At 73.9% G+C, this 14,158-nt stretch carries 11 protein-coding genes; 3 read left to right on the top strand and 8 right to left on the bottom strand.

Annotated elements, in window-relative coordinates; all coding sequences use genetic code 11:
• Positions 1–27: 27 nt before the first annotated feature.
• A complete protein-coding gene (locus AMIR_RS21820; RefSeq protein ID WP_205590297.1) occupies positions 28–861 on the bottom strand; it encodes a TauD/TfdA dioxygenase family protein in 834 nt (277 codons plus the stop codon).
• A gap of 179 nt (positions 862–1,040) precedes the next feature.
• Here AMIR_RS21820 and AMIR_RS21815 point away from each other — a divergent pair, with 179 nt between their 5' ends.
• Positions 1,041–2,033 (top strand): methyltransferase, encoded by a 993-nt coding sequence (locus AMIR_RS21815; protein ID WP_015803118.1) that lies wholly within the window; start codon positions 1,041–1,043, stop codon positions 2,031–2,033.
• 8 nt (positions 2,034–2,041) lie between these two features.
• On the opposite strand, the gene AMIR_RS21810 is transcribed toward AMIR_RS21815, so the two are convergent.
• The 3 genes from AMIR_RS21810 to AMIR_RS38345 all read right to left on the bottom strand — a co-directional run bounded on the left by AMIR_RS21810 (position 2,042) and on the right by AMIR_RS38345 (position 6,058).
• On the bottom strand, positions 2,042–3,307 hold the full coding sequence (locus tag AMIR_RS21810) for an FAD-dependent oxidoreductase (RefSeq protein ID WP_187313434.1): 1,266 nt from the start codon (positions 3,305–3,307) through the stop codon (positions 2,042–2,044).
• 94 nt (positions 3,308–3,401) lie between these two features.
• Positions 3,402–4,385, bottom strand: a complete 984-nt coding sequence (locus tag AMIR_RS21805; RefSeq protein ID WP_015803116.1) for a UbiA family prenyltransferase — start codon at positions 4,383–4,385, stop codon at positions 3,402–3,404.
• Positions 4,385–6,058 (bottom strand): polyprenyl synthetase family protein, encoded by a 1,674-nt coding sequence (locus AMIR_RS38345; RefSeq protein ID WP_015803115.1) that lies wholly within the window; start codon positions 6,056–6,058, stop codon positions 4,385–4,387. Before AMIR_RS38345 ends, AMIR_RS21805 begins: the two co-directional genes overlap by 1 nt.
• A 937-nt stretch (positions 6,059–6,995) precedes the next feature.
• Here AMIR_RS38345 and AMIR_RS21795 point away from each other — a divergent pair.
• The gene (locus tag AMIR_RS21795) at positions 6,996–7,724 is read left to right on the top strand and encodes a MerR family transcriptional regulator (RefSeq protein ID WP_015803114.1); all 729 of its coding nucleotides are present in this window, start codon (positions 6,996–6,998) and stop codon (positions 7,722–7,724) included.
• 57 nt (positions 7,725–7,781) lie between these two features.
• Here the strand turns inward: AMIR_RS21795 and AMIR_RS21790 are convergent, their stop codons facing one another.
• The 4 genes from AMIR_RS21790 to AMIR_RS21775 form a co-directional block, all read right to left on the bottom strand.
• The gene (locus tag AMIR_RS21790; protein WP_015803113.1) at positions 7,782–8,285 is read right to left on the bottom strand and encodes a (2Fe-2S)-binding protein; all 504 of its coding nucleotides are present in this window, start codon (positions 8,283–8,285) and stop codon (positions 7,782–7,784) included.
• 144 nt (positions 8,286–8,429) lie between these two features.
• Complete coding sequence (locus AMIR_RS21785) at positions 8,430–10,778, bottom strand: molybdopterin cofactor-binding domain-containing protein (protein ID WP_015803112.1); 2,349 nt, start codon at positions 10,776–10,778, stop codon at positions 8,430–8,432.
• An 11-nt stretch (positions 10,779–10,789) separates the two neighbouring features.
• The gene (locus AMIR_RS21780) at positions 10,790–12,037 is read right to left on the bottom strand and encodes an oxygenase MpaB family protein (protein WP_015803111.1); all 1,248 of its coding nucleotides are present in this window, start codon (positions 12,035–12,037) and stop codon (positions 10,790–10,792) included.
• A gap of 37 nt (positions 12,038–12,074) precedes the next feature.
• Positions 12,075–13,304: an oxygenase MpaB family protein gene (locus AMIR_RS21775; protein ID WP_015803110.1), complete on the bottom strand. Its 1,230-nt coding sequence runs from the start codon at positions 13,302–13,304 to the stop codon at positions 12,075–12,077.
• A 187-nt stretch (positions 13,305–13,491) separates the two neighbouring features.
• Here AMIR_RS21775 and AMIR_RS21770 point away from each other — a divergent pair, with 187 nt between their 5' ends.
• Positions 13,492–14,157 (top strand): TetR/AcrR family transcriptional regulator, encoded by a 666-nt coding sequence (locus tag AMIR_RS21770; RefSeq protein WP_187313433.1) that lies wholly within the window; start codon positions 13,492–13,494, stop codon positions 14,155–14,157.
• Position 14,158 lies beyond the last annotated feature (1 nt).

Raw genomic sequence — 14,158 nt, 5'->3', positions numbered from 1 at the left:
TCGGCTTGTCCGCGCTACCGGACGTTGTCAGTCCTTCACCACCGTCGCCGCCATCGCGCCCTCCTGGAAGTGCGGCCAGCGCGGCTCTGCGCCGCGCGGGTCGTCGCCCATGACCGTCACCCGCTGCCCGACCCGCCGCCCGGTGTAGTCGTTGACCGCGTAGTGCTGGGTGGCCCGGTTGTCCCACATCGCCACCGCGCCCGGCGCCCAGCGGTACCGGCAGGTGCGCTGCGGGCTCTCCGACACCTCGAACAGGTGCTCCAGCAGCGCCGCGCTCTCGCCCCGGCTCAGCTGCAGGATGCGCTTGGTGAACATCCGGTTCACGTACAGGCTCTTGCGCCCGCTCACCGGGTGCACCCGCACCACCGGGTGCTCGACCTCGCTGCGGAACGTGCCCTGCGGGTGCGCGAACACGTGCGAGGCGGTCGTGCCCTCCAGCAGCTCCCGCATCGGCTCGGACAGCGCCTCGTACGCCAGGTACTGGTTGCTCCACATCGTGTCCCCGCCCGCCTCGGGGGTGAGCGTGATCTGCAGGACCGACGTGATCGGCGGGTGCTTCACGTAGGACACGTCGGTGTGCCACACGTCGGCCTTCGCGCCCTTGTCGGAATCGAGCACGACGATGTGCTCGTGCCCCTCCAGCTTCGGCAGGAACGGGTGCACCTCCAACTCCCCGAACCGGGAGCCGAACGCCTGGTGCGCCTCCGGGGTCAGGCCGCCCGCCTCCGGGAAGAACAGCACCAGGTGGCGGACCAGCAGGTCGTGGATCTCCTTGAACTGCTCGTCGTCGACGGTGCTCAGGTCGACGCCGTACACCTCCGCACCGATCGAACCGGACACCGGGCGAACCTGGAAAGTCATGCCGCTCCTCATTATCGTGAATCGTGGAAAATCTCGCGCGAATACCTGACTACCGCGCTCGCGGGCAATTATCCGAACATTTCGACAACGCTCTTGACCTTGTTCTCCGATCGCTGCCAGGATCGAGTGGTCCGCATTTACTCCCGACTTTCCGGGATCGACGAGAGGACCAAGCCGGGATGACCGCACAGGACGAGCTGGCCAGGATGATCGACCTCGCGACGCCGTTCGCGGTGCGCGCGGCGGTGACCCTGCGCCTGCCCGAGCTGGTCGACAAGGGCGCCACCGCGCTGCCCGACCTGGCCACCGCCGCCGGGGCCGACCCCGACGCGCTGCGCAGGCTGCTGGCGCACCTGACCTCCATCGGCTTCCTCGCCGAGCCCGAGCCCGGCCGCTACGCGCTCACCGACGTCTCCCGCGTCCTGCTGCGCGACGACCACGCCGCCGCCCGCGCCTGGCTGGACATCGAGGGCCCCGGCGCGAAGATGGACCTGGCCTACGCGGGCATGGCGCACTCGGTGCGCACCGGCCGCTCCGCCTACGCCACCGTCCACGGCGTGCCCTTCTGGGAGGACTACAGCGCGGACGAGGCGCTGCGGGTGTTCTTCGGCCAGGTCATGGCCGTGCACGCCTGGCAGACCGGCCCGGTGCTGGCGGCCGACGTCGACTGGTCCGCCGACACCCGCGTGCTCGACGTGGGCGGCGGCATCGGCGCGCTGCTGAGCGACGTGCTGCGCGGCAACCCGCACCTGACCGGCGGGGTGCTGGACCTGCCCGCCGTGGAACCGGAGGCCACCTCGGCGCTGCGCGCGGCGGGCCTGGCCGACCGGGCGGAGTTCGTGCCCGGCAGCTTCTTCGACCCGCTGCCCGCGGGCTACGACACCTACGTGATCTCCCGCGTGCTCACCGACTGGCCGGACGAGGACGCCCAGCGCATCCTCGCCCGCGCCGCCGAGGTGGTCGGCGACGGCCGCGTGCTCGTGGTGGAGGTGCTGGCGGGCGCGGAGCACGCCAAGAACAACTCCTCCTTCGACCTCCAGTCCCTGGCGCTGCTGGGCGGCCGGGAGCGCTCGGTCGCGGACTTCACGGTCCTCGCCGAGCGCGCCGGGTTCGCCTCCGCGACGCCGCGCGGCTGGGACGGCGGCCTGCTCGTGGTGGAGTGCCGCCGCTAGCGCCCGCGTCACCGGCGCGCCCAGCCCGGCAGCTGCCCGCCCCTCGGGTCGGGCAGCACGCCGAGCTGGTGCAGCCGGTCCAGCGGGCGCAGCGGGTGCTGCCCGAGCCCGGACATGTTGTGCATGATCGTGTAGGTCAGCCGCCGGTTGCCGCCGGTCTTGCGCAGCGCCCGCCGCCCGAGCGCCCGCCCGAACGGCGACAGGTCGGTGATCATCCGGGTGGCGCTGTGGCTGGTCGTGGCCACGTGCAGCAGCGCGCGCCTGCGCTCGTCGCTCCACGCCGCGAGCACCGGGTCGAGCCTGCCCGGCGCCAGGTCGCCCTCCAGCGCGGCCACCCGGTCGGCGAGCCTGGCCGCGTTGACGATCGAGCTGTTCATGCCCTGCCCCGCCGCCGGGTGCACCGCGTGCGCGCTCTCGCCGAGCAGCACGATCCCCTTGCCGGACAACGACTCCGTGAGCGAGCGGCCCACCGGCAGCACCTGCTTGCCGTTCCACGCCCGCAGCACGTCGGCGCGCTTCCCGGCGAACGCGGGCACCTGCCGGACGAACTCGTCCACCCAGTCCTGCGCCTTCTCCCGGTCCACGCCGCGCAGCTCGTCCGCCGCGACCTGCACGTACAACCGGGCCCGATCGCCCGGCAGGGAGTAGCTCATGGCCAGCCCGCGCGGGGTGGCGTAGGTGGACACGTCCTCGCCCACCGGCTGGTCGGCCAGGTCGAACGCGGCCAGCTTGTGCGGGTACTCGGTGCGCGCCAGCTCGATGCCCGCGTCCTTGCGCAGCCGCGAGGACAACCCGTCCGCCGCGACCACGAGCGACGCGCTGACGTCGCCGCTGTCCAGCCGCACGCCACGCGCCCTGCCCCCGCTGTCCCGCACCAGCTCCCGCACCACCGCGCCCCGCCGAACCTCCACCGTCGCGGGCAGCGTGCGGGCCAGCGCGCCGAGGATCACGTGGTAGTCGTGCACCAGCAGCCACGGCCGCTCCGCGTCCAGCAGCGTCCGGTAGTCCATGGTCAGCAGCGCCGCGCCCTCCCGGTCGCGCGCGACGAGCGCGGGCACCCGCAGCGCCCCGTCGGCGACCAGCGCGTCCACCACGCCCCAGCCCCGCAGGACGGTGATCGCGCCGGGCTGCAGCAGCTCGCCCTTGGCGATGGGCCGGACCTCGCGCTGCTTGTCCAGCAGCAGCACCCGCGCCCCGCCGCGCCCCAGCGCGTGCGCCGCCGCGAGCCCCGCGACCCCGGCCCCGACGACCACCACGTCCACGTCCCCGCTCACGCGCCACCCCGCTCCACCCGGCGGGCGCGCGGTCGCGCCCGGTTCCTCGGGGACCGGGCCGAGCCGGTCCCCCTTGCCCCACAGCAGGTCCGGCTCACGAGGCGGTCGCGTTCCGCAGCCCGGCGGGCGGGATCTCGTGCCGCACCCGCATCGCGTTCTGGGTGAGCAGGCTGAACAGCAGCACCGGGACCAGCACCGCCGCCGCCACCGTCACCCCGGTCCCGGCCGCCACCACCGCGCAGGCCAGCACCAGCCGCTCGCCGACCAGCAGCGCGTGCGCCCGCAGCGCCGACTCGCGGGTGATCCCACCGCCCTGCGCCAGGAGCCCGCCGAACACCCACGTGCCGACCGCCAGCGCCACCACCAGCAGCGCCAGGTACGCGGCCCGGTCGGGCAGCGCCTCCAGCAGCGCGGCGAACGCGATCGCGTAGGCCCCCGCGTACAGCCCGGCCGCGAGCCGCGCGCTGTACGCGACCCCGCGCAGCACCGGCACCGACCGGTAGCCGCCCGCCGCGTCCCCGGCCACGTCCCGCACCGCGCCCACCAGGTTCGAGGACGCGTCGTGCAGCAGGAACACCGCCGCGAACGGCACCGCGGCCCACACGTCGCCGCCGGGCGCGCAGGACGCGCCCGCCAGCACCGCGAGCGAGGTCAGCGCCCCGCGCACCAGGTTCCCGGACAGCCCGCGCCCCTTGCACACCCGGCTGTACGCGGCGATCCCGACGACCCCGACCACCAGCAGCGCCAGCACCCGCCAGCCCACCGACAGCGCCAGCCCGGCCGCCCCGACCTCGCACACCGCCGCCGACACCAGCGCCGCCCGCGCGCCCAGCCGCCCGGACGGGATCGGCCGCTGCGGCTTGTCGATCGCGTCCAGCTCGCGGTCGAACCAGTCCCCGAGGTAGTGCCCGCCCAGCCACACCAGCACCGGCACGACCACCGCCGCCAGCACGTGCCACGGGCCGGGATCACCGCCCGCGACGGAGATCCCGGCCAGGCCGACCACACCGGGGTAGGGCAGCGTGTAGGGCCGCCAGGTCTGGACGTGCGCCCAGGCCGCGCCCATCCCGCCCGCCACTACCGCCTCCGCGCCACGGACTTGTCCGCGACCCCGGCCAGCGTCGCGGTGTGCTCGTTGCCCGGCAGCCCGGACAGGCACGACTTGGCCAGCGCCACCTCGGCCTCGGCGTGCTCGGTGGCCACCGCGAGCGCGCCGGTGTCCACCAGCAGCTCGCGCAGCGCCGGGTACGCCTCCTCGGCGGGCAGCTCGCCGCTGAGCACGCGGGCGATCCGCGCGCGCTGCCCGGCCGTTCCCCGCTCGTGCGCCAGCAGCACCGGGTAGGTGGGGCGCAGGTTCCGCAGGTCGCTCAGCTCGGACTTGCCGGTGACGGCCGAGTCGGACAGGTACGGCAGCAGGTCGTCGTGCACCTGGAACGCCAGCCCGAGGTGCTCGGCGTACGAGGTGACCGCCTCCACCGCCTCCGGCCCGCCGCCGCCCAGCAGCGCGCCCGCCCGGCAGGCGCCCCGGAACAGCGCGCCGGTCTTGAGGGCCATGACCGTGACGTAGTCGCCCAGCGGGTGCGTGGGGTCCGCCGCGAGCGCGCCTTCGAGGGCCTGGCCCCGGCACACGTCCACGCCCGCGTCGGCGATCGCCCGCGCCGCGCCCAGCGCGGCCTCGGCGGTGACGCCCAGCTCGACGCAGGCGGCGACGGCGCTGAACGTCTTGAAGATCAGCGCGTCGCCGACCACGATGGCCTCCGGCACGCCGAACCGGTGCTGCACCGACGGTTGGCCGCGCCGCACCTCGTCGTCGTCGATCACGTCGTCGTGCACGAGCGAGCCCACGTGCAGGTACTCGACGGCGAGCGCGGCGGGCACCACCCGCTCCACGTCGCCGCCGACCGCGCCCGCCGCCGACGCCAGCAGCAGGGGCCGCAGCATCTTGCCGGGGGTCAGCAGCGCGTACCGGGAGATGTCGAGCACCGGGTCGCCGGTCTCGGGCCACTGGGCGCGCAGCGCCTCGCGCAGCCGCGCCACGACCGCGACGGCGGCGGGGGAGAGGGCCTCCTCGGGCCGGTCGAGCACCGCGGCTCCGGACCGGGGCGCGCCGTGGTCGTCCTCGGTCTGCTCCGAGCCGAGCGCGATCACCACGTCGTTGCCCTCCACCGCCGCCGAGACCCCTTCCCCGCCGTTCCCCAGGGCGGCCAGCGCGCCGTCCCGCTCATCGGGCCCGATCCGCCCCGCGGGCACCTCGGCGCGCAGCCGGGCGACCACGCCCGCGCCGCCCACCAGGAACTCCACGCGGGGGGTGAGCGGGCCGACCACCACCACGCGGGGGTCCAGGCGCCGCAGCGCCAGCGCGCGGGCGGTCGGGTGCTCGCCGCTCCGGTCCCGGTCGCCCGGTTCCTCTCCCGTCCACCGCGACGCGTCCACCACGAGCAGCCCGTCCGGCGCCAGCGCCGCCAGCAGCCGCGCGATCCCGTCCGGCGTCGGGTCGTCGCCGTCCCGGTCGCCCACGAGCACGACCTCACCCCCGTCACCGAGGAGCCCGTCGAGCAACCGCCGCAGCAGCACGCCCGTTCCCGGCCCGACCACGACCTCGGCCTCGGGCACCCCGAACCGGTCGGCTATCGCCCGGTCGAGCGGTGAGGGCTGCTCGGAACCCTCCTGGATTCCGGACGGCGACGGCGCTGGGCGCCCGTCGCGGGAAAGCGGGTGGACGATGTTCGGCACGCTGAGGTCCCCGTTCACCGGTTGAGTCCTGTCGGGAATCGCAAAGCTGTTCCCGAACACCTCTACCCAATTGGGGACTGGTGCGGAAGGGGGCGGTCCGGTTTTCCGCGAGCTCCTTCACAGGAGGTCCTGAGCAGCGCAAAGGGTGACCGGCGGGTTCACCGCCCGGAAACTCCGGGATGTGGACGCGTAATCATCCACGTGCTATGCCGGGGGGTGCGCGTGGGACTTTCGGGGTATTCCCGGCCGTTCGGCTGCGTCCATTAGCAGGATGGCGCTGCGCGCCCTCGTTGACCTCCCTAACGGTGGGTGGCCGGTGTTTCACCTGGTGGGCGCGGGTGCAGTTGCGGTACTCGCCCTTACCTGAGCAATTCTTAGCCTGAACAGGCCAACCCCACCCCACGTCCGCGCGCGCCGCCCTGAGGTCCACAACGGTTCGGACCCCGAAGTCCTCCGGTGCGGACCGCTGTCTCGCCAGGTGCCCCGTTCGGCCCACCCGCCCACCGGTCGGACACCGCCACCGACGTTGCCGCAGATGGCGGGAAGCGGCCGGAAAGCGCCAATTCGACTCATTCCCCCGCTCCACCGCCCCGCCTGCTGCCACCGCCGACCGGGAAAGGGCTGATCGGGATTGTCAACCGAGTTCGCACTGATCCACCACGTTCCGCTGTGGTTTTCCTGCCCGAATCGACCTTTCCCGCGCGGCCCTGATCCCGGCGACGTCCAGCGCCCTTTGCGCCGCCCCGATGTGCCGCGGCGGCAGCTCCCGGCTCCTGGGGAACTCCAGTCGCTCACCAGAACGCGTGAGCATTCCGGAATACTCGCTACGCTCGCGATTACTTCAGTGCGGAACGAAATCGATCAGTTCGCAGGATCGGGTGAACTCCGGCAGGCTTGACCGTGACGCAGCGGCACGGTTCCCGCTTGGGCGCCGAGTGTGAGGGGGAGGGGTGGCGTGGCCTGGAGCACCCGGCAGCTCGCCGAGTTGGCGGGCACCAGTCTGCGGACGGTGCGGCACTACCACGAGGTCGGGCTGCTGCCCGAGCCCGAGCGGCGGGCCAACGGGTACAAGCAGTACGGGGTTGGCCACCTCGCGCGGTTGTTGCGGGTCAAGCGGTTGGCGGAGCTGGGGTTCTCGCTCGACCGGATCGCGGGGATGGCCGACGGCGAGGAGCATCCCGCTCAGGCGCTGCGCGACCTGGACGCCGAGTTGGCCGCCACCATCGAGCGGCTGCAGGGGGTTCGGGAGGAGTTGGCGGTCATCCTGGCGGACTCGGTGCCCGCCGACCTTCCGCCGGGGCTCGCCCCGGCGGTCGCGGTGGCGAAGTACCGCGAGTCCGACCGGGCGTTCGCCGTGATCATGGGGCGGGTGCTCAGCCCGGAGGCGATCGACCGCTACCGGGAGGTGCTGGAGGAGTACTACGGCGAACCGGACGCCACGGGGTTCGACTCATTGCCGGAGGACGCCGACGAGGCCACCCGCGTGCGCGTCGCCGAGCTGCTCGCCCCGCAGCTCAAGCAGCTCAAGGAGAACCACCCCGGCGTGAGCGAGTTGCGCGACGACACCCCGGACGGGCGTGAGCTGGCCGCGAGCGCGGTGATCGCCGCACTGCGCGACCTCTACAACCCGGCCCAGCTCGACGTGCTCATCCGGGCGGAGCGGATCAACGGCGCGGAGGGGTGAGCGCCAGGGGATGAGCGCGGGGCCCGTGCGGTGAGCGCACGAGCCCCCGCGCACACCTCACCCGGTCGGCAAGCCCCGGTCGGGTGAGTCCCGCATGGCCTCGCCACCGGCGCGGATCGCCTCGCGGACGCGCGGGTAGGCGCCGCACCGGCACACGTTCCGGATGCCGTCCAGGTCCGCGTCGGTCACCGCACGCCCCTCGGCCGCCACCCGCCGGACCAGCGCCACCGCCGCCATGATCTGCCCCGGCTGGCAGTAGCCGCACTGCGAGACGTCCAGGTCCAGCCACGCCCGCTGCATCGGGTGCAGCCCGCCCTCGCCCGCCAGGCCCTCGATCGTGGTCACCTCGTCCTCGGGCCCCAGCGCGCCCACCGGCACCGAGCACGGCGTCACCGCGCGGCCGTTCAGGTGGCTCGTGCACGCCTTGCACACGGCGATGCCGCACCCGTACTTCGGACCGGTGAGGCCGAGCAGGTCGCGCAGCACCCACAGCAACCGCAGGTCGTCGGGCGCGGTCACCGTCACGGGCTCGCCGTTGAGGCGGAAGGTGTGCTCGGGCACGGGGCTCTCCTCGCGGCAAGGGGGACAGGCGGCAGGGGGAACGGGCAGCAGGGCGGCAGGGGACCAGGCAGGGCGGCAGGGGGAACGGGCAGCAGGGCGGCAGGGGACCGGGCAGGGCACGAGCAGGGGACCTGCGGGCGCGCCTCACTCCGCCCGCGCGGCCCCGTCGTCGGGTGACGCGGGCACCGGTGGCACGGTCGGCTTCGGCGTGAACGACAGCACCCCGTGGTTGATCGGGAACACCGTCGGGTCCGTGCCCGTCGCCCGCGCGTACGCGCACGCCACCGCCGCCATCACCGCCGGAACCCCCAGCTCGCCCGCCCCGCCCGGCGGACGCCCGTCACCCGGCAGCACCACCACCTGCACCTCCAGCGGCGTGTTCCACTGCCGCGTGTAGGCGTAGTCGTCCCAGCTGGCCTCCAGGAAGTGCCCGTCCCGCAGGTGCAGGCTGGACGTCAGCGCGAGCGCGATCCCGTCCGACGCGGCCCCCGTCAGCTGCGCCCGCAGCCCGCTCGGGTTGACCGCCAGCCCCACGTCCACCGCCACCACCACCCTGGTCACCCGAGGCCCGGTGACCGCGTCGCGCACCCGCCTGCCCACCACCTCCGGCCGGCAGTCGATCTCCGCGACGACCGCGACCGCCGAGTGGTACTCCGCGTGCAGCGCGATCCCCTGCGCCGTCCCGGCGGGCATCGACCGCCCCCACCCGGCGACGTCGGCGGCCTTCAGCAGCGCGGCCCGCGCCCGCTCCTCCCGCAGCTTCCCCAGCCGGAACCGGAACGGGTCCTGCCCGAGCTTGCGCGCCAACCGGTCCACGACCAGCTCGCGCGCGCACGTCACGTCGGGCGAGTAGACGCCCCTCATGCTCCCGGTGTTGAACCCGCCGCCCGCCTCCGCCTCGCCGAGCAGCCGCGTGGTCACCCCGAACTCGTACGGCATCGCCTGCGACAGGTGGAAGAACGTCTGCGAGAACGCCGCGTCGCCCAGCGGCAGCCGCGCCGCCATCGCGGTGAGCAGCTCGCCCAGCCCGTGCCCGAAGTCGGTGCGCACGCTGGAGTGCCGCTGCGCGTACCCGAGCACCACCGGTCCCAGGTGCGACAGGCGGACCCGCGAGGTCGACATCGGGTGCACCCGGCCCTGGCGGCAGTCGTCCGCCCGGTGCCACATGAGCTTCACCGGCTTGTTCCCGAACGCCCGCGACGCCTCGGCCGCCTCCAGCGCCGCGTCGCAGAACAGCTTGCGCCCGAACGAACCCCCGCCCTCCACGACGTGCACGGTCACCGCGCTCGGCGGCAGCCCGAGCTTCGCGGCGACCTCCTTCTTCGCCACGATCGGCGACTTCAGCGCCGACCACACCTCGGCCCGGTCCGCCCGCACGTCCGCGATCGCGCAGTTCGGCTCCAGCGCGCTGTTGCCCCTGAAGTGGAAGGTGAACACGTCCTCCACGGTCTGCGTCAGCGGCGGCGCGGGACCCAGCGGCGGTTCGGCCGCGCGCAGCTCCGCCAGCACCGCCGCCTCCGACCGGCCGCCCACCGGGCCGGGCCGCCACGTCACCCGCAGCGCCCGCACCGCGTCCACGCACTGCCCGAACGTCTGCGCCCGCACCGCGACCCCGGTGGACACCACCGCGACGTCCGTGACGCCCGGCATCGCCCGCACCCGCGCCAGGTTGTCCACAGTGGACACCCGTCCGTTGATGGTCGGCGGGCGGCACACCATGGTCGGCTTCGCGCCCGGCACGTCCAGGTCCATGGTGAACCGCTTGCGCCCGGTCACCGCGTCCAGCGCGTCCACGCGGGTGCGGGGCGTGTCGATGACCCGGAAGTCCTTGTCGGGCTTCAGGGTCACCGCCACCCGCGCCGTCCGGTCGGCGGAGGCGCGGGCGGACAGCTCGCCGATGCCCACCCGCCTCCCGGACGGCGCGGTGACCAGTCCTCCGGAGAGGACCAGTGCGGCGGCGGGCGCGCCGAGCACGCCCGCCGCCGCGTCCAGCAGCCGGCTCCGGGCGGTCGCGGCGGCCACCCGGATCGGCAGGTACGTGGCGATGGTGGTGTTGGAGCCGCCGGTGAGCTGGTTGAACAGCAGCTCGGGGCGCGCGTCGGCCAGGGTGACCCGCACCCGCTCCAGCGGCACGTCCAGCTCCTCGGCGATCAGCATCGCGGTGGAGGTCGTGACCCCCTGCCCGACCTCGGTCCTGGGCAGCGCGAACGACACCACGCCGTCCTGGCCCACCTCCACCGTGATCAGGTGCGCGGTGGGCAGCGCGGCGGCGGTCATCACCGAGTTCAGGTCCAGCAGCAGATCCGCGCCCGCCGCACCGTTCCCAGCCGAGTCGCCACCCGCCGCCCGCGCCGGGGCCAGCTCCGCGCCCGCCACCAGCACCGGCGCCGCCAGCACGTACCCGAGGAACCCCCGCCGCCCCAGCCCGCCGCTCTCCCGCCTGACGCTCTCCGGCTCCACGCTCTCCCGCCCCGCGTCCTTCCGCCCCACCACCGCCCCCGCCCTCAGGACGGCCGGTTGGCGTCCGGGATCTCCAGGTGGATGGGCCGCCCCTCGCCGAAGAACAGCAGCACCACCCGCCGGATGACCTCCTCGATCGTCCACGCGGCGGCCGGGACCAGCGGCAGCGGCAGCAGGTTCTCCCGGAACGCCACCAGCTTCGGCCACGCCGCCGCGATCACCGGCTCCCACAGCGGTTCCCGCTCCAGCCCGATCCAGTCGCCGATCTGCCCGCCGATCGTGTACCGGGAGAACGCGCCGATCAGCGGCCGGGTCAGCCCGCCGTCGACCTCGGCGACGATGTCCAGCAGCACGTCCGCCAGCACCTTGCCCTCGGCGGTGGGCCCGAGCACCGGGTCGAGCAGCTGCCGGGACTGCGCGTACGCGGCCTCCCAGGTCGCCGGGATGTACTCGTCCGACACGCCCAGCATGTTCGCGGTGACCTGCCACAGGTGCAGGTAGGCGGCGGACTCGCTCGGCGTGATCCGCACGCCCCACTCCAGCATCTTGCGCATCACGTGCGTGGGAAGGCTGTGCCAGGTGACAAGAACGTCCGCCTGGCTGATGGGAATCCGCTGCCCGCCACTGGTCTCCGACCACCCCGGCGACTGCGGCAGCAGGTGCCGCACGGCCGCGTGCACCAACCGGGTCTTCACCGCCGTCACGACCATCGTGCCCTGCGGCCGGTACGCGTCCAGGTCGCCCACGTCGTAGCCGAGCTTCGCGGTCTTGGCCACGCGGTCCTTCATGTCCGCGCCGCCCTTGGAGTAGTAGACCGCGCGCGCCTCCCTCGGGATGGCCGTGCTCATCAGCCCGCTGCCCAGCCCGTACAGCACCCCGGTGTAGATGCCCCGGTTCACGCTGAACCGCGCGCCCGCGTCGAGCTTCGCCGTCTCCGCCCACGACGGCATCCGCCGCGCGTGCTCCATGAAGTCCCGCAGGTCCGACGGCAACCCCGCGGGCAACACCTGGTCGTTGCGCTGCCAGCCGCGCAGCAGCTGGTTCACGCGGGGCACGTCGCCCCGGTCGATCACGGCGGCCAGCACCGGATCGGCCTCCTCGTCCCACAACCACTGCGGGTCCACGCCCGCTACGGTTCCCGGAGCGGCCCCCGGCGCCGCCCCCGCCACCGACTGGTCCGGCGACCAGGTCCACGCGGGCCTGGCCGCGGCGGACGGCGTCACGCCGAACGCGGTCAGCGCGCCCAGCGCCCCGCCGGTCATCATCAACTTGCGCCTGCTGACGTCACTCATGTCCGGAACTCCTCGTCGAGCCCACTGGTGCCGGCGGTCAGGAAGGGCGGTTCGTCTCCGGGATCTCGATGTGCGTCTCCCGGCCCTTGGTCAGGTAGAACATGATGTAGCGGCGCAGCGCCTCGTCGATGGTCCAGGCCACCGGCGGCACGAGCGGCAGCGGGAGCAGGTTCTCCCGGAACGCCACCAGCTTCGGCCACGCGGACGCGAGCGTCGTCTCCCACAGCGGTTGCCGCGCGATGCCGTTCCAGTCGGCGATCCGGTCGCCCACCAGGTACCGGGCGAGCGCGTCCACCAGCGGTCGGCCGACGCTGCCGGGGCTGGTCTGCTCGGCGAGCTGGCCGAGCAGCACGTCGGTCAGGTGCACGCCCTCGGCGGTCGGACCGAGCACCGGGTCCAGAAGTTGTCGGGACTGCGCGTGAGCGGCGTCCCAGCTCGCGGGCAGGTACTCGTCGGGCACGCCCAGCAGGTGCGCGGTGACCTGCCAGACGTGCAGGTACGCGGCCGACTCGGCGGCGGTGATCGGCACCCGCCACTCCAGCATCGTGCGCATCGCGTAGGTGGGCAGCGTGTGCCAGGTGACCAGCACGTCGGCCTGGCTGATCGGAATCCGCTGCCCGCCACTGGTTTCCGCCCAACCGGGCGACTGCGGGAGCAGGTGCCGCACGGCCGCGTGCACCAGCCGCGTCTTCACCGCCTCCACGACGATCGACCCGCTGGGCCGGTACGCGTCCAGGTCGCCGACCGCGAACCCGAGCCGACTCGTCTTGGCCACGCGGTCTTCCATGTCCGCGCCGCCCTTGGAGTAGTACACGGCGCGCGCCTCGCGGGGGATCGCGGTGCTGAGCATCCCGCCGCCGACCCCGTTGAGCAGGTTCAGGTAGAAGCCCCTGGTGACGTTGAACCGCGCCGCCGCGTCCAGCCTGCCCTGATCGGCCCACCCCGGTAATCGCCGCGCCCGCTCCACGAAGTCCCGCACGTCGGCGGGCAGATCGCCCGGCGTCGGCTGGTCGTTGCGGGTCCACGACCGCAAAGCCCGGTTCACGCGCGGCACGTCGCCCCGCCGCACCACCGACGCGAGCAGCGCGTCGACCTCCTCGTCCCACACCCACTGCGGATCGGTCCCGCCGCCCGAGCCCGCCACCGAGTCGCGCGACGACCACGTCCACGCCGGTCTGGCCTGGGCGAACGGTGAGACGCCCAGCGCCCCCGCCGCGCCCAGCGCGCCACCCGCGATCAACAACCCCCGCCTGCTCGGTCCACCCATCGCCGCGAACTCCTCGTCGAGTCCCGAAACCGCACCCGCCTGATACGCTGAAACACGATTTGTATCCGTGTATCTCACAGGGAAGCACGCTCCGGGGGCGAGCACCAGACCCCAACGCCGGAACGCGCCTCCTGAATCGTGCCGATGGACAGCGGAGGCGCCCGTGGAACCCGTACTGTCCGCTCCCATGGGGCCCGACGAATCCCGCTCGCTGCTGGAGGTCGCGTTCACCGCCGCCGCGACGGGCGCCGAACCCGCCGAGCCGGAGGACGACGAGATCACCACCCGGCTGCTCGACGCCGCGCACGACCAGTTCTGCCGCATGGGCGTCAAGCGCTCCACCATGGCGGACGTGGCGAAGCTGGCCGGGCTGTCCCGGATCACCCTCTACCGCCGCTTCGCCACCAAGGACGTGCTGTTCGAGCAGGTCGTGCGGCGCGAGTTCCGGCGCTACTTCGACCGGTTCGCCGCCGACGTGAGCAAGGCCGAGACCGTGCAGGACCGGGTCGTGGAGGGCTTCGCCAGCTCGCTGCGCGCGATCCGGGAGAACCCGCTCATCGGCGGCCTGATGTCCACCGAGCCGGACGCGGTCCTGCCGTCCATGGTCTTCGACGGCGGGCGGACGCTGGCCGTGGTGCGGCAGTTCGTCGCCGGGCAGCTGCGCGCCGAGCAGCACGCGGGCACGGTCGCCGCCGAGGTCGACGCCGACCTGGTCGCGGAGATGATGGTCCGCGCCTGCGCGTCGTTCCTGGCGATCCCGAGCTTCGTGGTGGACCTGGACGACGAGGCGCAGGTGCGCGCGGTGGCCCGGCGGTTCCTGGTGCCGATGCTCGAACCCCCGCGCGCGCCCTGAG

It is taken from the genome of Actinosynnema mirum DSM 43827 (assembly GCF_000023245.1).
Lineage (GTDB): Bacteria > Actinomycetota > Actinomycetes > Mycobacteriales > Pseudonocardiaceae > Actinosynnema > Actinosynnema mirum.
Note: the sequence above shows the minus strand (reverse complement) of the source record. Positions and strands in the feature narration are given on the sequence as shown.